15 protein-coding genes are annotated in these 16,623 nt (G+C 61.5%); 7 read left to right on the top strand and 8 right to left on the bottom strand.

Annotation, left to right across the window (positions count from 1 at the left end; genetic code table 11):
* Positions 1 to 38 precede the first annotated feature (38 nt).
* Both KX729_RS11030 and KX729_RS11035 read left to right on the top strand, forming a co-directional pair.
* Positions 39 to 647: a TetR/AcrR family transcriptional regulator gene (locus tag KX729_RS11030; protein WP_246617516.1), complete on the top strand. Its 609-nt coding sequence runs from the start codon at positions 39 to 41 to the stop codon at positions 645 to 647.
* Positions 648 to 1,035: 388 nt separating this feature from the next.
* Positions 1,036 to 2,994 (top strand): HAMP domain-containing methyl-accepting chemotaxis protein, encoded by a 1,959-nt coding sequence (locus KX729_RS11035; protein ID WP_219742470.1) that lies wholly within the window; start codon positions 1,036 to 1,038, stop codon positions 2,992 to 2,994.
* Positions 2,995 to 3,003: 9 nt separating this feature from the next.
* Here the strand turns inward: KX729_RS11035 and KX729_RS11040 are convergent, their stop codons facing one another.
* The 3 genes from KX729_RS11040 to KX729_RS11050 form a co-directional block, all read right to left on the bottom strand.
* Complete coding sequence (locus tag KX729_RS11040) at positions 3,004 to 3,837, bottom strand: helix-turn-helix domain-containing protein (protein WP_219742471.1); 834 nt, start codon at positions 3,835 to 3,837, stop codon at positions 3,004 to 3,006.
* Entirely contained in the window at positions 3,834 to 4,199 is a 366-nt protein-coding gene (locus tag KX729_RS11045; RefSeq protein ID WP_219742472.1) for a nuclear transport factor 2 family protein, read from the bottom strand. The genes KX729_RS11040 and KX729_RS11045 overlap by 4 nt, the downstream gene beginning before the upstream one ends.
* 96 nt (positions 4,200 to 4,295) lie before the next feature.
* Positions 4,296 to 4,907: a LysE family translocator gene (locus KX729_RS11050; RefSeq protein ID WP_219742473.1), complete on the bottom strand. Its 612-nt coding sequence runs from the start codon at positions 4,905 to 4,907 to the stop codon at positions 4,296 to 4,298.
* Positions 4,908 to 5,022: 115 nt separating this feature from the next.
* On the opposite strand from KX729_RS11050, the gene KX729_RS11055 reads away from it, so the two are divergent.
* On the top strand, positions 5,023 to 6,174 hold the full coding sequence (locus KX729_RS11055; RefSeq protein ID WP_219742474.1) for a DSD1 family PLP-dependent enzyme: 1,152 nt from the start codon (positions 5,023 to 5,025) through the stop codon (positions 6,172 to 6,174).
* A gap of 315 nt (positions 6,175 to 6,489) precedes the next feature.
* On the opposite strand, the gene KX729_RS11060 is transcribed toward KX729_RS11055, so the two are convergent.
* The 5 genes from KX729_RS11060 to KX729_RS11080 form a co-directional block, all read right to left on the bottom strand.
* Complete coding sequence (locus KX729_RS11060) at positions 6,490 to 7,272, bottom strand: ABC transporter permease (protein WP_219742475.1); 783 nt, start codon at positions 7,270 to 7,272, stop codon at positions 6,490 to 6,492.
* 3 nt (positions 7,273 to 7,275) lie between these two features.
* On the bottom strand, positions 7,276 to 8,136 hold the full coding sequence (locus KX729_RS11065) for an ABC transporter permease (RefSeq protein ID WP_219742476.1): 861 nt from the start codon (positions 8,134 to 8,136) through the stop codon (positions 7,276 to 7,278).
* Positions 8,133 to 9,176, bottom strand: coding sequence for an ABC transporter ATP-binding protein (locus KX729_RS11070; protein ID WP_219742477.1), 1,044 nt, complete (start codon positions 9,174 to 9,176; stop codon positions 8,133 to 8,135). The genes KX729_RS11065 and KX729_RS11070 overlap by 4 nt, the downstream gene beginning before the upstream one ends.
* Positions 9,177 to 9,287: 111 nt before the next feature.
* Positions 9,288 to 10,325 carry an ABC transporter substrate-binding protein gene (locus KX729_RS11075; RefSeq protein WP_219742478.1) on the bottom strand — a complete coding sequence of 346 codons (1,038 nt, stop codon included), beginning with the start codon at positions 10,323 to 10,325 and terminating at the stop codon, positions 9,288 to 9,290.
* Between the two features lie 85 nt (positions 10,326 to 10,410).
* Positions 10,411 to 11,385, bottom strand: a complete 975-nt coding sequence (locus KX729_RS11080) for an isopenicillin N synthase family dioxygenase (protein WP_219742479.1) — start codon at positions 11,383 to 11,385, stop codon at positions 10,411 to 10,413.
* 114 nt (positions 11,386 to 11,499) lie between these two features.
* Here KX729_RS11080 and KX729_RS11085 point away from each other — a divergent pair, with 114 nt between their 5' ends.
* Genes KX729_RS11085 through KX729_RS11100 form a run of 4 tightly spaced genes read left to right on the top strand, consistent with a single transcriptional unit; the run spans position 11,500 to position 16,573 of the window.
* Positions 11,500 to 12,609: a carbohydrate kinase gene (locus KX729_RS11085; RefSeq protein WP_246617517.1), complete on the top strand. Its 1,110-nt coding sequence runs from the start codon at positions 11,500 to 11,502 to the stop codon at positions 12,607 to 12,609.
* A 50-nt stretch (positions 12,610 to 12,659) separates the two neighbouring features.
* Positions 12,660 to 13,589, top strand: coding sequence for a pseudouridine-5'-phosphate glycosidase (locus KX729_RS11090; RefSeq protein ID WP_219742481.1), 930 nt, complete (start codon positions 12,660 to 12,662; stop codon positions 13,587 to 13,589).
* A gap of 55 nt (positions 13,590 to 13,644) precedes the next feature.
* The gene (locus tag KX729_RS11095; RefSeq protein ID WP_219742482.1) at positions 13,645 to 14,454 is read left to right on the top strand and encodes an enoyl-CoA hydratase/isomerase family protein; all 810 of its coding nucleotides are present in this window, start codon (positions 13,645 to 13,647) and stop codon (positions 14,452 to 14,454) included.
* 10 nt (positions 14,455 to 14,464) lie between these two features.
* Positions 14,465 to 16,573 (top strand): acetate--CoA ligase family protein, encoded by a 2,109-nt coding sequence (locus tag KX729_RS11100; RefSeq protein ID WP_219742483.1) that lies wholly within the window; start codon positions 14,465 to 14,467, stop codon positions 16,571 to 16,573.
* The last annotated feature ends 50 nt before the right edge of the window (positions 16,574 to 16,623 follow it).

A 16,623-nucleotide genomic window follows, 5' to 3' on the forward strand; every position in this document is an offset into this window, starting at 1 on the left:
GAAATTCGTCAAGCCCCGATCCCGAAGGAGCCGTGATTTTGGACTCGGCCGAGCCGAAAACGACTGAAACAGCAGCAACCGCAGCCGAACCGACAAAGCTGCGTGCCGATGCGCGCCGCAACCGCGACAAGCTGATCGAGGTGGCCGCCGTCGTGTTTCCGCAAAAGGGCGTCGAGACTTCGCTGGAAGATATCGCGCGACAGGCAGGCGTCGGCATCGGCACGCTCTACCGGCATTTTCCGACCCGCGAACATCTGGTCGAAGTCGTCTATCGCCGAGAGCTGGAAAGCCTTGCCGCAGCCGCTCGCGAACTCGCCGAAAAACATTCGCCGGATGTGGCGCTGGAAGAGTGGATGCGCCGTTTCGTCGGTTACATCGCCACCAAGCGTGGCATGTCGAACAGCCTGCGCATCCTGATGACCAGCAATTCCTCGCTGTTTGCCGAAGGTTTCGGCAATATGCGCGGCGCGCTCGACAGCCTGCTGAAGACGGCGAGCCAACAGGGCTATATCCGCAGCGACATGGATACGGCCGACGTCATGCACGCGCTCGCCAGCATCTATTCGATCCCGGATTCGCCCGAATGGCGCGACCGCTCGCTGCGGCTGATCGGCCTCCTGATGGACGGGCTCAGGGCCGGAAAATAAACCGGTTTCCATTCAGCTTTGGGTAGTGAGCGATGGCTAGATTTCGCATCGCGACTGAACGAATTCTCAATCATCCGTCAAATAACAGGTATCCTGCTACTCGAACCTCGCTGGTCCGAATATTGCTCTTTTAAATGAAAGAGATACCCGAACCGGGATTTTGCGATCTTCCCTTAAAATTTCAACAAAATGCGTTTTATAATATCAAAATGGCAAGCTGTCGTTAAACAGTTTCGCCTAGCTTCCGCAACCATCGCGCCTCTACCGTCCGGTGTGGCGCCAAGGGTTGGCATGAGGCTGGCTCACCTCCCCGCACGGCCGGATATCAGATCTCGGCGTGAGAAACGCGAAGCCAACCGCCTTGGCTTCACCATTCCGGAGCCGCATCATGTCCCGCCTTTCCATCCGCAGCTCGCTGATCGCCGTCTTCGGCGCGATTGCGGCGTTGATCGCCGTTCTCGCCTGGGCAGCCATTTCCTCGCTGTCGAACGTCGCCGGCAATCTAGATACGATTTCCGAGAATTCGCTGCCGAGCGTGCAAGCCTCGAAGAATATCGAGACCGCGATCCTCGGCATGACGGTGGCCTATATGGGACATCTGACCACGACCTCGGATTTCGGCATGGAAGCCGCCGAAAAGCTGATAGCTCAGCAGTCCGAGACGCTGAAAAAGGCGCTTGATGTCTATCGCCCGCTGATCTCCTCGGATGAGGAAAAGCAGTTTATCGACAAGATCCAGGGCGGCGTCGACAAATATCAGCAGGCCGGCGAAAGAATGCTCGGCTTCTCGCGCAAGGCTTCCGATGCTCGCGCCCGCGTCGAGATGGAAAAGATGCGCATCACCATCCAGCCGGTCATGGAAGCCGTGAACAAGCTGGTGAAGACGAATACCGACGAGGCAGCGGACGAAACGATCAAGGCGAAAACCACCTACGCCTCTGCACTCGTCACCATGGAAGTCATCCTCGGTGTGGTCTTCGTGCTGATTGCAGGCTCGGCCATCTATGTTTTGACCGGCATTGCACGCCCGATCCAGAAAATCACCGCCTCGATGAGCAACCTCGCTGCCGGCGACACCGTAACCGAGATCCCCTTCGCGGGCCGCAGGGACGAAGTCGGCGCGATGGCCGGCGCTGTCGAAGTCTTCCGCCAGGCCGCGATCTCCAACCACGATCTGCAGAGGCAAGCCGAAGCCGCCCGTACGCAGGCGGAAGCCGACCGCGTCAACCTTCAGCAAGAGGCTGAAGCCGCTGCCCAGGGCCGCCTGCAGGAAGCGACTTCCGGCCTCGCCGCCGGTCTGCGCCGTCTCGCCTCCGGCGACCTCGCCTTCCAGCTCACCGAACCGTTCGCACCGGATTTCGAAGCGCTGCGTGAGGACCTGAACGCTGCCGTCTCCCGCCTCGGCTCCGCCCTTTCGGAAGTCTCGACCTCCGCCGGCTCGATCGACGGCGGTTCGCGTGAAGTCAGCAAGAGCGCCGACGATCTTTCCAAGCGGACGGAACAGCAGGCCGCCTCGCTGGAACAGACCGCCGCCGCGCTCGACGAGATCACTGCCAACGTCTCCAACTCCTCGAAGCGCGCCGACGAGGCGAAGGCGATCGCTCTCGAAGCCAATTCCAGTGCCGCCAAGTCCGGCACGGTGGTCGCCAACGCGGTCGATGCCATGCAGCGCATCGAACAGTCGTCCGGCCAGATTTCCAACATCATCGGCGTCATCGACGAGATCGCCTTCCAGACCAACCTTCTCGCCCTCAACGCAGGCGTCGAAGCGGCACGCGCCGGTGAAGCCGGCAAGGGTTTTGCCGTCGTCGCCCAGGAAGTCCGCGAACTCGCACAGCGTTCCGCCAATGCGGCGAAGGAAATCAAGGACCTCATCCGCAATTCCGGCGTCGAGGTTCAGAACGGCGTGAAGCTGGTGCGCGAAACCGGTGATGCGCTGAAGACGATCGAAGGCCATGTCGTGACGATCAACGAGCATATCAACGCGATCGCCACCGCCGCCCGCGAACAGTCGGTCGGCCTCGCCGAAGTCAACTCGGCCGTCAACCAGATGGACCAGGTGACCCAGCAGAACGCCGCGATGGTGGAAGAGACCAACGCCGCCGGCGCCAACCTCGCCACCGAAAGCACCAAGCTGCGCGAACTGATCGAGCGCTTCAAACTTGCCGAAAGCGGCCAGCGCTTCAACGCCCAGCGCCCGGCCTATGGCTCGGCTCCGGCTCCTGCCGGCCGCAATGCCGCCCCGCAGGAATCCCCAGCCCGCCGGCTTGCCCAGCGCGTCACGAAGTCCTTCGGCGGCAGTGCCGCTGCAGCCGCGACGGCAGAGAACCAGTGGACGGAATTCTGATCCGCTAAACTATTCGCTGATTTTCGACGGCCCGGCCTCTGCCATCTCGCGCAGCAGCCGGGCCGTTTCGTCATTGGCGGGGAAGAAGGATTCCACCGCAAGCTCCGACAGCGTTACATCCACCGGCGTGCCGAACACGGTCGTGGTCGAGATGAAAGACAGAAGCCCTCTCTCGGTACGAAGCTCCATCGGCACGGCGATGCCGGCGAAATCCCGGCTGGGCTTCTGCGCGTTTTCCGGCACCGGATAGGCCGCTAACTCATCGAGCAGCCTGCGCAGAACTGGATCGCCCGTTGCCGCAATCTGCTGATGCAGCCGCTCCAACAGATGGTCGCGCCATTCGCGAAGGTTGGCAATATCGGGCGCCAGTCCCTGCGGATGCAGGCTGAGCCGCAAGGCGTTGACCGGTCCTTCGAGCAGCGACTTATCTTCGACGCCGGTCAGCAATGGGGGCAAAGCGGCGTTCATGGCGACGACCGTCCAGTGTCGGTCGATCGCCAGCGCCGGAAACGGCTCATGCCCTTTCAGCACCATATCGATCGCCCGACGCGCCGGCGCCAGTGCCGGATCGTCGAGCTTTCGCTCCGTAAAGACCGGCGCGAAACCCGCCGCAATCAGCATCGGATTTCGTTCGCGAAGCGGCACGCCAAGCCGCTCCGCCAGATGCAGAAGCATATCGCGGCTGGGCGCTGACCGGCCGCTCTCGATGAAGCTCAGGTGGCGCTGCGAGATGTCCGCCTCCAGCGCCAGATCGAGCTGGCTCATGCGCCGACGGCGGCGCCAGTCGCGCAGGAAATCACCGAGCGGACGGCTTTTCGGAAGAGCGGCGGTCAGCGTCGTCATGCGGCAGCCGGCACCAGATCGAGGAAACCATGCACCGCCTTCAGCCGGCCGCCTTCCAGCACGGCAAAGTCTGTGCCCTTGATGATCGGGTCGGCACCGGCCGGGCCGAGACCCCAGGAGAAGCGAAGGTTGTCGCCATAACCGTCGGCCGTGCCGAGCAGCTCGAAGCGAAAACCCGGAAAGCGGTTCTGCACGACCTCGACCAGCCCATTGACCTGATCATGGCCTTCGCCGCGCATCAGCGGATCGACATAGACAGCATCCGTCGTCCAGGCATCGGCGATCATTTCCTTGCGGCGCGCGACATCCGTTTCGTTCCAGATGGCGATATAACGTTTGGCATGTGTGGTCGTGTCGGTCATGTCTTATCTCCTGTTGTCGTCTCGTTTTCTGAGAACAAGGCGATCATGCGGGAGCCGGCGCGCCGTCTCAATTACGCGCCAGGTAATAGAATGTTATCAACGCTCCGTCAGCGCCAGCCGGGCACCGAGCAACACGAAGGCTGCGGCAAACGTGCGGCGCATCCAGGCGAGGATCGCCGGGCGGGAGATGATCTGGTTGCGCACGGAGGACGCGAACAGGCCGTAGACCACGAACACACCAAAGGTCATCAGCATGAAGACGAGGCTGAGTTCCGTCATCTGCAGGATCGGCGTCGCTTCGTCCTTGCCGACAAACTGCGGCAGGAAAGCGAAGAAGAAGATCGACAGTTTCGGATTGAGCACATTGGCCAGCACCGAAGACACTATGACCTGCATATTGGATTTCGGCACACTGTCCGTCTCGACGGTCAGAGCGCCCTTCTCCTTCAGCACCTGCCAGGCCATGTAGAGAAGGTAAGCGACGCCGAGATATTTGATGAATTCGAAGGCGAGCGCGCTGGCATGCAGGAGCGCGGCAAGACCGGAAATCGCTGCCGCCATATGCGGCAGGATGCCGAGCGTACAGCCGAAGGCGGCGATGAGGCTCGCCCTTGCACCACGGGAAAGACCGGCGGCGAGCGTTATCAGCACGCCGGTTCCGGGTGACGCGACGACGATCAGGGACGTGATCAGGAATTCGGGGGTCATGGACGATCCTTTCGAGGATTATCGGAGGACGGACGCGAATGCTGCGGAGATTGCAGGGATTGCCTGCATCCGGCAAGCCCCCTATCGTCGGCGCATCACATCACGGATATTCCCCATGACCGCTTCCCCCAAAGACCTTGAAATCGGCTTCGACGTACCGGCCGAAATCGGCGCCTCGATCGACGACATTCAGACGCCGGCCCTGATCATCGATCTCGACGCCTTCGAGCGCAACGTCGCCCGAATGAGGGACTATGCGGAGAAGATGGGCGTGAAACTGCGCGCCCATGCCAAGACGCATAAATCGGCGGATATCGCGCTCTACCTGATGGAAAAGGGCGGCGCGGTGGGCATCTGCTGCCAGAAGGTTTCGGAAGCCGAAGCGCTGGTACGGGGTGGCGTCACGGATGTGCTGGTCGCCAACGAAGTCTCCGACCCGAAGAAGATCGACCGGCTGGCACGGTTGACAAAACTCGCCAAGGTCGCCGTCTGCGTCGATGACGCCGCGGTCGTCCCGACCCTCTCCGAAGCCGCCGGCCGGCATGGCGTGACACTGGACGTTCTGGTGGAAATCGATTGCGGCGCCCGCCGCTGCGGTGTCGAGGCCGGCGCCCCGGCCGTCGAACTGGCCAAGGTGGTGGCTGCCGCCCCCAACATCGCCTTCATCGGCATCCAGGCCTATCACGGCAGCGCGCAGCACATTTATGACCCCGCCGACCGCCGCGCAGCGATCGATAAATCCACCGGCATGGCTCGCCTGACTGCCGATCTGCTGAAAGAAGCCGGCCTGGAGCCGAAGATCGTCACCGGCGCCGGCACCGGCACGCATCCGATCGAGGCCGCTTCCGGCCTCTATAACGAAATCCAGCCGGGCTCCTACATCTTCATGGATGCCGATTATGCCCGCGTCCGCACCGACGAAGGCAACGGCACCGTCGGCGGCTTCGAACACGCGCTGTTCGTGTTGACCTCGATCATGAGCAAACCCGCTTCCGGCCGCGCCGTTTGCGATGCTGGCCTGAAGGCTCACTCGATCGACAGCGGCCTGCCGAGCGTCTTTGACCGCTCCGACCTGAAATTCGTCGGTGCTTCCGACGAGCACGGCAAGATCGAGGACCCGAACGACGCGCTGAAGCTCAACGACAAGCTCCGCCTCGTGCCGGGACACTGTGATCCGACCTGCAATCTCTACGACTGGTATGTCGGGGTGAGGGATGGTCGGGTGGAGGTGCTTTGGCCGGTGACGGCACGTGGGAAGGTTTATTGAGCTTCACGCCAGGTGACTGCCCCTACCCATACGCGGAAGGCGATAGTCCATGGAGATTGCGACGGCGCGCCTAGCCTATCTCCCCCCTTGAGGGGGAGATGCCCGGCAGGGCAGAGGGGGGTGTCTCACATCCGCTGGGCACTGAATTTGTAGAACCGACGATACCCCCCTCTGTCACTATCGTGACATCTCCCCCTCAAGGGGGGAGATCATTCGGAGCCCTACGCACCTTACGCATTCCGTATGTGATAGCTCTGCCGGAAGAACGGGAGAAGATGCAGAAAAGCCAATAGGGCGCAGCTCTCATCCGGCGCCCTAAAACCGATGAATCCTCAACCCCAGCACCTTCTCCGAAATAACTACTACCGCCATCGTCAGCACGATCGAGCAGGTCGAAACGGCCGCCGCTTCCGGCGTGAAATTCGTCCTGAGATAATCGAAAAGCTGGATCGGCAATGTCGACATGCCCACGCCCTTCAGCAGGAAGGAAATGGTGAAGACATCGAAAGAGATGATGAAGGCGAAGAGGCAGCCGCCGATGACGCCCGGCTTGATCAGCGGCAGCATGATCCGCCGGAAGCGGGTGAACCGCCCTGCCCCGAGGCTCTGCGCCGCCATGCTCCAGGACGGATCATAGCTTTCCATCGAGGCAGAGACGTTGATGAACATGAACGGCAGCGTGATCAGCACATGGCCCACGACCATGCCGAACATGGTCTGCGTGCCGATGCCGACCGAATAGACGAAGAAAAGCAGCGCGATCGCGGTCAGCACCTCCGGCAGCAGCAGCGGCGCCAGCATCGCGATGCGCACTGTTTCCTTCAGCCGCCCCGCGTGGCTGACATAGAACATCGCCGCCATCGTGCCGATGATACCGGAAATCACCATTGTGATCGCCGCGATCCCCAGCGAGGTGCGGATTGCCCGCATGAACACCTCGTTGTTGAAGAACACCACATACCAGCGGAACGAATAGCCCTGCGGCGGGAAGGTCAGGAACGCGCCGGAGTTGAACGAGGCGATCACGACGACCGCGATCGGCGCCAGCAGGAAAGCGTAGATGATCAGGCAATAGAGGGTGAGGAAGGGTTTCGACATGGCTCAAGCCTTCCATTTCATGACGGTCAGCCGCCCGAAGATGATCACCACGACCGCGCCGGTAACCGACAGCATCAGCGCCATGGCCGAACCGAAAGGCCACTGGAACGTATCGATCAAGGCATCGACCACCGTCACCGCCATGGTTTTCACGCGCAGGCCGCCGATCAGTGACGGCGTCACATAGGCGCTGAGCGACAGCACGAACACGAGGATGCAGCCCGCCTGCATGCCAGGCAGCGACAACGGCAGCGTGATACGGCGAAACGCGGTGAGCTTGGAGGCACCGAGCGATCGTGCCGCCAATTCCAGCGAGGGATCGATGCCCTGAATGGCGCTCATGATCGGCAGGATCATGAATGGCAGGAAGACATGCACCAGCGCGATGATGATGCCGAGCGCATTATACATCAGCGGCAACGGCCCATCGATCACGCCCCAGCTCGAGAGCGTCCGGTTGATGATGCCGTTATTGCCGAGCAGGATCGTCCAGCCGTAACTGCGGATGACGATGCCGACCAGCAGCGGCGACAGAACCAGTGCGTATCCCAGAGCCCGAAACGCCGAATTGCCCCGCGCCAGCTGCCACGCAACCGGATAACCCAGCACCAGGCAGAGAAACGTCGTCAGGAAGCCGATCCACAGCGTGTTGACCACCTGCATGATGTAAAAGCTGTCGGCAAAGAACTTGCCGTAATTGCCGAAGGTAAAGCCCGGCGCATAGGGCGTGCCCTGCCCCGGCATGCGAAAGCTCATCACCACGATATTGAGATAGGGCAGCACGAGGAACACGCCGATCAGCACCGCAGCGGGCGCGATCAGCAAGAGCGGTCCGAGACCCTTTTTGGCGGGAGCGGCATTCATGCGGCACTTCCCAACGGCCAGAAACGCTCAGCCGGCGCATGCACCAGCACCTGCTCCCCATCCGCAAACCGTGTGCGCGGAAAGGTCTGCACGTTGACCGTCGCACCACCCGCAAGCTCCAGCCGGTAATCCACCAGACTGCCGGAATAATAGCTGGAAAGAACCTTGGCCGGCACGCCGGCAGCACCGGAATTGACCGGCAGAAGCTCGACGGCTTCCGGCCGCAGCGCCAGCATCAGCTCCGTGCCATCGGCATGCCCACCGGTCACCGGCACATCGCCAAAAGCCGTGGAAACCATCCCGCCGCCGACCTTGCCGCGAACTATATTCACCTGCCCGACGAATTCGGCAACCTCCAGATTGGCCGGCCGCTCGTAGATATCGGACGGCGTGCCCATCTGCGCGATACGCCCGCCGAACATCACGACGACGCGGTCGGACATGGTCATGGCTTCCGCCTGATCATGCGTCACATAGACCGTCGTGATCCCGACGCGCCGCTGCAGGTCGCGAATGAAGACCCGCATCTCCTCACGCAGCTTGGCATCCAGATTGGCGAGCGGCTCGTCGAGCAGCAGGATTTTCGGCTCGATGACCAATGCGCGGGCAAGCGCCACACGCTGCTGCTGACCGCCGGAAAGCTGGCGCGGATAACGCTCGGCGTAACCGGCGAGCTGCACCATATCCAGCACCTTGGCGATCTTCTCGCGGATTTGCGGCTTGGGGATTTTGCGCATCTCCAGCCCGAAGGCGAGGTTCTGCTCCACTGTCATATGCGGAAACAGCGCATAGTTCTGGAAGACCATGCCGATATCGCGCTTTTCGACCGGCACATGCACCACATCGCGCCCATCGAAGCGGATTGCACCCGCGGTCGCATCTTCGAACCCGGCGATCATTTTCAATGTCGTCGTCTTGCCGCAACCGGAAGGCCCAAGCAGCGAGATGAACTCGCCCTCGGCGATCTTCAGCGAGATGGCGTTGACCGCGGGACCCTGCCCGTAGTCCTTGGTCAGCTTTTCGATGCTAACCTCTGTCATGGAATTCCACTTTCAATTCGTGCCCAAAAAGCCGACCACAGCCCGTCGATTGGGACGACGAGCCATGACCGCAGCGGGGGAAAGACGTCTGGAGAAAATCAAGCGGAGTAATCACTTGATGGTCTTCGCCCAGCGTTCGGCGAGTTCGCCCTGCTTTTCGTTGACGAAATTCCAGTCCCAGGTGAGGATCTTGTCCATATCGGCGCCGGAAATCGGCACGTCGGCCTTGAGATCGGCCGGGATCGCCACCTTGGAATTGGTCGGAGAGACGAAGAACTCCTTCGCCATCATCGTCTGGACTTCGGGCGACAGCAGGAAGTTGGCGTATTGATAGGCCAGTTCCTTTTCCGGCGCGTTGGCGAGGATGTTGATCGTCTGGTCGAACATGATCATCCCCTCTTCCGGAATGATGCAATCGACCGGCAGGCCCTGCTTCTTGAGGCGGGCGATCTCGCCGAAATCGAACGGCGCCACGACGATTTCGCCGGAAGCAAGACCGGTCGAGAGGTTGAAGTCGACCTGAATCACCGAACCGAGCTTGGCAAGCGCCGCAAAGCCGGCATCGACATCATACTGGTCCTTGCCGAAGATCTTCGAGAACAGCAGCAATTCCATCTTGCCGGCGCTGTTAGCGAAATTATAGAGGCCGATCTTGCCCTTGAATTCCGGATTGCTCCAGAGATCCTTCCAGCTCTTCGGCGGCGTCTTCACGAGATCGGTACGGTAGCCGATGCCGATCGGAGAAACGGCACCGATCGCGCCCCAGCCATCCGTCTTCTTGGCGAGCGGATAAAGGTCCGCATAGTTCGGCAGCTTGGTGAGGTCGAGTTTTTCGAAGAAACCTTCCTTGCGCAGGCCGGAAGCGAAGACCTCATTGGTCATCACGATCGAATAGGGCGGCTTGGCGACGCCGGCAGCGCGCAGGTTGGCGCCGAAAACGCGACCGTTGCCGACATCGAGCGTCACCGCGGCACCGGATTGTTTGGTGAAGGCTGGCCCCACCGTCGAACGCCAATACTGTTCCCAAACCCCGCCGAGCGTCGGCACGACCAGCGTTTTCTGCTGCGCCCGCGCGGGAAGGCCCATCATACCGGCCGCAGCGAATGCACCCATTCCGGCGAGCGTCTGCCGCCTTGTCAAATCCATCATGGCAGTTCCCCTTTTTTCGATCCTTGATCGGTCGGGCTGGCGGTATTCCGCTTCAGCCCTTGCGTTGTTTCAGATTAGTGCGTCCTCAGCCTTTCGAGAAAGCCTGTTTCGTCTTCAGGTCGATATACTCGCCATAGGTGATTGGCTCGTATTTTGCTCCGTCTTTTACGAACGGGGCCAGGCATTCGATCACCGTCTCCTTCGACGGATTGAGGAAAAACGGGATCGACTGACGGCGCGCCGTACCCTTGAACCCACTCGGCGGATTGGCGACGCGATGCGGGGTCGAAACCCATTCGTCATTCGTCCAGCGCATGAAGGCATCGGCAATGTTGATCACGTAGGCGCCATCAATAGATGGCGCATCCAGCCACTCACCTTCGCGGTTGCGAACCTGCAGGCCGCCAGCGGAAGCTTCGGAGCGCAGAATGGTCATGAAGCCGTAGTCGGTATGCACCCCGGCGCGCATCTGGCCCGGCAGCGGTGCTTCGCTCTGTTCCGGATAATTGATCACCCGCAGCGCCGACCCGTGATTTTCGAAGGACGGTTCGAAATAATCCTGGTCGAGCCCGATCGCCTGGCAGAAGATGCGGCGCATGTGCTTCGACAGCGTTTCCATTTCCTTGAAATAGTCGCGAAACGCCTGCTCCAGCCCGGCCGGTACACTCGGCCAGGCATCGCCCGGCAGGTTCTGCCCGAAATTCAGGCTTTCCTTGTAGTCGCCCGGCGTCTTGATGCCGAGCGTCGCAGCGAGCGCCTCTTCGGCGATCGGCGAGAAGGCGACGCCGCCGTTCACGCCAGTTCCGCGGCCGATCGTCTTCTTCCAGTCCTGTGGTTCGTCGAAGAAAGCGCGGGCCAGATTGTAGAGCCGGGACGTGATCTCCGGCGAAACGCCGTGGCCGGTGACGAGGAAGAAACCGGTATCGCGGCAGGCGGTCTCGATGGCTTTCACCACAGCAGCAGCGCCGGCTTCTTGTCTGATGAAGGGACCGACATCGATGACCGGAATGCCGGGAACGGCGGCTCCGGATGATACGGGGTTGGCACTCGAATTCGACATCGCACACCTCCATCACGTCATCTGACAAACAGATGTTGACAAAAACATCTGTTGTTGTCCATATCAAAAATAACGAAAGTTTTAAGGCGTGCTTTGCCGGAAAGACAACTCAAGATGGATGACCTCGCCCCCCAGGAAGCTGCGGTCCTGGCGATCATCAGGGACAACCCGTTCGCCGGCCAACAGGAAATCGCCAGCCAGCTGGGTCTGGCGCGCTCTACGGTTGCAGCGCATATCGTCCAGCTCATGCAGAAGGGTTATATCCTCGGCCGCGGCTACCTGATGCCGGCGGAAACCCGGGCCGTCTGCATCGGCGGCGCGGTGCTGGACCGGAAATATCGCGCCAAGGCGGATCTGGTTTTCGAAACCTCCAATCCGGTTGATGGCATCCGCTCCATGGGCGGCGTTGCCCGCAACGTGGCGGAAAACCTCGCCCTTCTCGGCACCACGACGAGCTTCGTCTCGATCGTCGGGGATGACGAAGGCGGACACGCGCTGCTCAAATATATGCGCGACCGCGGCATCGATATCAGCCAGATGGTCACCACGACCGAGCGCCCGACGGCGGAATACGCGGCGATCCTCGACACCAAGGGCGACCTCGTGCTCGGCATTGCCGACATGGGCATTTTCGACCTGCTTCTGCCCACCCATTTCGAGCGCATCTGGCCACATCTCGCCGCCGCCAGCTGGGTTTTCTGCGATACCAACGTGCCGGCAGAGACGCTGGCCGCCCTGATCGCCAAGCGCCAGGGAGCGCGTTTCAAGCTGGCCATAGACGCCGTCTCGACGCCCAAGGCCGCCCGCCTGCCAAAAGACCTTTCCGGCATCGATCTTCTGTTCATGAATATCGACGAGGCGAATGCCGTCCTGCATCGCAAGGCGCATGAGACGATCGACGACGCCAAGGAAGCGGCCCTTGCCCTGCAGGCCGCCGGCGCTCGCGAGGCCGTCGTCACCATGGGTCCGCGCGGTATCGCCGTAGCCGGCATCGAAGGTGTGCGCACTTTCAACGCCGTGCGCGCCACGCCGGTCGATATCACCGGCGCAGGCGACGCGATGATCGCCGGCACGCTGCACCGCATCCTGAATGGCGAAGACATTTACACCGCCGCCCGCACCGGCGCGCTGCTCGGCACGCTGACGATCGAAAGCACGGCCAGCGTCCATACCGAACTTTCCGAACGCTTCCTGGAAGCCAATATGCACCGTCTCGCCGGATAAGCGCCCGGGCCAGAAAAATGCTTCCAAAATAACACTTGAGGAATACCCCGATGACCCTTTTGAAACCCAAGCTCAGCCGCGAAGTCGCCGATGCCATCGCCGCCGACGGCCCGGTCGTGGCGCTGGAATCGACAATCATCACCCACGGCATGCCCTACCCGGCCAATCTCGAAACCGCGCTTGGCGTCGAAGCCGTGATCCGCGAAAACGGCGCGATCCCGGCAACCATCGCCGTCATCGACGGTGAACTCCGCGTCGGCCTCGAACGCCATGAACTGGACGCTCTCGCCCAGGCCAAGGGCGTGGTAAAGGCTTCCGGCCGCGACCTCGCTGTCGCCATGGTCAAGAAACAGTCGGCCGGCACCACCGTGTCCGCCACCATGCTGCTTGCCGATCTCGCCGGCATCGAGATTTTCGCCACCGGCGGCGTCGGCGGCGTGCATCGCGGCGCCGAACAGACCTTCGACATTTCTGCCGACCTGACCGAACTCGGCCGCACCAGAACAACCGTCGTCTGCGCCGGTGTGAAGTCGATCCTCGACATCGCCAAGACGCTCGAATTCCTCGAAACCCAGCGCGTGCCCGTCATCGCTTACGGCACCGAGGATTTCCCGGCCTTCTTCACCCGTAAAAGCGGTTACAAGGCCGACCATCGGCTCGACACGCCGGAAGAGATCGCAGAGGCCATGTTCCTGCACCACAAGCTCGGCACCGACACCGGCCTGATGATCGCCAATCCGATCCCGGAAGCGGCCGCCCTCACCCCGGAATTCATCGACGGCACCATCAACGATGCCGTGCGCGAAGCCGACGAAAAGGGCATCGGCCGCAAGGAGCTGACGCCCTTCCTGCTCGCCCGCATCAACGAGCTTTCCAAGGGCGAAAGCCTGAAGGCCAATATCGAACTGGTAAAGAACAATGCCCGGCTGGCCGCCAAAATGGCCGTCGCTTATGCGGAGCTGAAGAAGTCCGGCAAATAGGCCGGACGATCAGTTCCGAAATCAGGGCAAGTCATTCAATAAAAGGGGAACTGCCATGACGTACGAAACGATCCTTTACGAGAAGGACAAGACTGACAAGTTCGCGACGATCACCATCAATCGCCCCGAAAAGATGAACGCGATGAACAAGACGGTGATCCGCGAGATCGACGCGGCGCTGAAAAGCGCCGTGGAGGATCCGGATGTCAACGCGCTGGTCATCACCGGCGCCGGCCGCGCCTTTTCCTCCGGTTATGACCTGCAGGGCGGCGATTTCGATGTCGATATCGATTTCTGGCGCGAGGATATGACCGAAAATGCCGAGGCGCTGCTCAACATCTGGCGCGCCCCGATCCCGGTCATTGCGTCAGTCAACGGTTACGCTCTGGCCGGGGCTCTCGAATTGATGATGTCCTGCGACCTCGCCATCGCCGCCGATAACGCCAAGTTCGGTGAGCCGGAAGTACGCCACAATTCCGGCCCGCCGGCACTGATGATGCCCTGGCTGCTCGCCACCCGCGACGTGCGCTGGCTGATGTTCACCGGCGACATGGTGGATGCCGACGAGGCGTTGCGCATGCACCTGATCAACAAGGTCGTTCCTGCCGATCAGCTGAAGGAAAAGACCGAGAACCTGGCCCGCAAGCTCGCCCGCATGCCGCTGCCGGCACTGAAATACACCAAGGCCTCGATCAACAACCAACAGATGGTCGCCGGGCTGATGCCGTCCTTCCAGTACAATATCGAGGCGATCGCCGCCCTTCACGTGACCAAGCAGGGCCGCGACTGGATGGCCAACCTCGCAAAGATGTCGCTGAAGGAATACCTCGCCTTCCGCGACAACCCCTTCAAGGGTCTCGACTAAGGAAGCACCAATGCCCGCAAACACGATCCATTCGATGCGGGCTTTGATGGCACCGCAATCCGTCGCGGTCGTCGGCGCCACCGAGCGCGCCGACGCCTCCTCCAGCTACGTGATGAAAAACCTGATGCGCTTTGGTTATCAGGGAAAGATCATCCCGGTTCATCCGAAGGCTGAAAATGTCTTCGGCTACCAGGCCGCCCCCTCCCTTTCCGCCCTCGACACGCCTCCCGACGTCGCCGTCATCGGCATCGCCGCCGATAAGGTCATCTCAGCGCTTGAAGAAGCCGGCAGCATCGGCGTCAAAGCCGCCGTCGTGCTCGCTTCCGGTTTCGCCGAACTGGACGAAGCCGGCCGCGAACGCCAAAGCCAATTGATCGAAATCGCCGACCGCTACGGCATGGCGATCTGCGGCCCGAACTGCCTTGGCCTCTTCAACCTAGGCTCGGGCGCCGCGCTCTATTCCTCAAGCCTGTCGACCAATCTGGAAAAAGGCCGCTTCGCGATCCTTTCCCATTCCGGCGCCAGCGCTATCGCGCTCGGCAATACCGGCCGCTTCGGGCTGAGCCATATCGTCTCTTCCGGCAACAGCGCCGCAACCGATATTCCCGACTATCTGGAATTCCTGGCGACCGATGAAGCCACCAGCGCCGTCGGCATCGTACTCGAAGCCATTCGCGAACCGGAAAAACTGGCTGCCGCGATGGAAAAGATGCACGCCGCCGGCAAACCGGTCATCGCTCTGCGCGCCGGCCGCTCCGCCCGCGGCGCACAGGCGACTGCAGCCCATACCGGCTCGCTCGCCGGCAGCAACGAGGCCTATCGCTCCTTCTTCAAGCGGGTCGGCATTATCGAAGTGCCGGACATGGACGGTTTCATGGAAACGGCAACACTCTGCCTGAACCTGAAGCAGCGCCCCATCAAACCCGGCGTTGCCATCGTCGGCGTCTCCGGTGGCGGTGTGGCGCATGTCTCCGATATTGCCGATGAAACCGGCCTGTCGCTGCCCGACCTGCAGCCGGAAACCATGGCCAAGATCAAAACCCTGCTGCCGCCCTTCGCGACACCTCAGAACCCGCTCGACACAACGGGCGTTGTCTTCGCCAATGGCGATATCTACCGCGACGTGCTGCATGCCCTCGCCGACGACCGGTCGATCGGCCTGATCGTCGCCGCGCAGGACGCGCCCGCCGGCCTCGACGACCTCTGCGCCTCCGAATATCTCGGCATCGCAGAGGCAATTTCCACCTATGCCGAGACCGGCAAAGCCCCCGTCGTTTTCATGAGCAACCTCTCCTCCGGCCATCATTCCGACGTCGAGGCAAAACTGCCGAACGTGCCGGTTCTGCGAGGAACGAGAAGCACGCTGACCGCGATTGCCAGCCTGATCGCTCAGGATCGAACCGTCTCATGGCCCGGCAGAACCGCTCCGGAAACGAAATCCCTGCCCGCCGATGCCCTCACCGAGCGCGAAGCCAAGACCCTGCTTGCCGCCGAAGGCTTGCCCGTTCCGAAGGAAGAGCTCGTCACCACGGCCAATGCCGCCGCCGAAGCCGCAACCCGGCTCGGCTTCCCAGTGGTGATGAAGATCGAATCTCCGGATATCCTTCACAAGACCGAAGCCGGTGGTGTGAAGCTCGGTATCTCTTCCGAAGCCGAGGCCCGCACCGCCTTCGAGACGATCATGGCGAGCGCCCATGAATACGCCCCGGGTGCCGATCTGCGCGGCGTCTCCGTGCAGGAAATGATCTCGGACGGCGTCGAAGCCTTGGTCGGCCTCGTCCGCCACGACCCCTTCGGTTTTGGCCTCGTGGTCGGCATCGGTGGGGTGATGGTGGAACTGGTCAAGGACAGTGCGTTCGACCTGCTGCCCATCGACCTCGCCCGCGCCGACGCAATGATCGGCGAGACAAAACTGGCCGCGCTGCTGGAAGGCTATCGCGGTGCACCAAAAGCCGATCGCAAGGCGCTGGCCGAATTGCTGGTTAAGCTCTCGGATCTTGCGGCGAAGTACGGCGACGATATCGAGGCGATCGATCTTAATCCGGTCGCGGTATTGCCGGAAGATAAGAGCGTGCGGGTGCTGGATGCGCTGATCATTCCAAGAAATACTCAGCAATAGAGCCGACGTCATTGTTGGAGGGAGACGCTCGTCCCATTCTCCGTCATTCC

Source organism: Neorhizobium populisoli (assembly GCF_019430945.1).
In the GTDB taxonomy this organism is placed as follows: domain Bacteria; phylum Pseudomonadota; class Alphaproteobacteria; order Rhizobiales; family Rhizobiaceae; genus Neorhizobium; species Neorhizobium populisoli.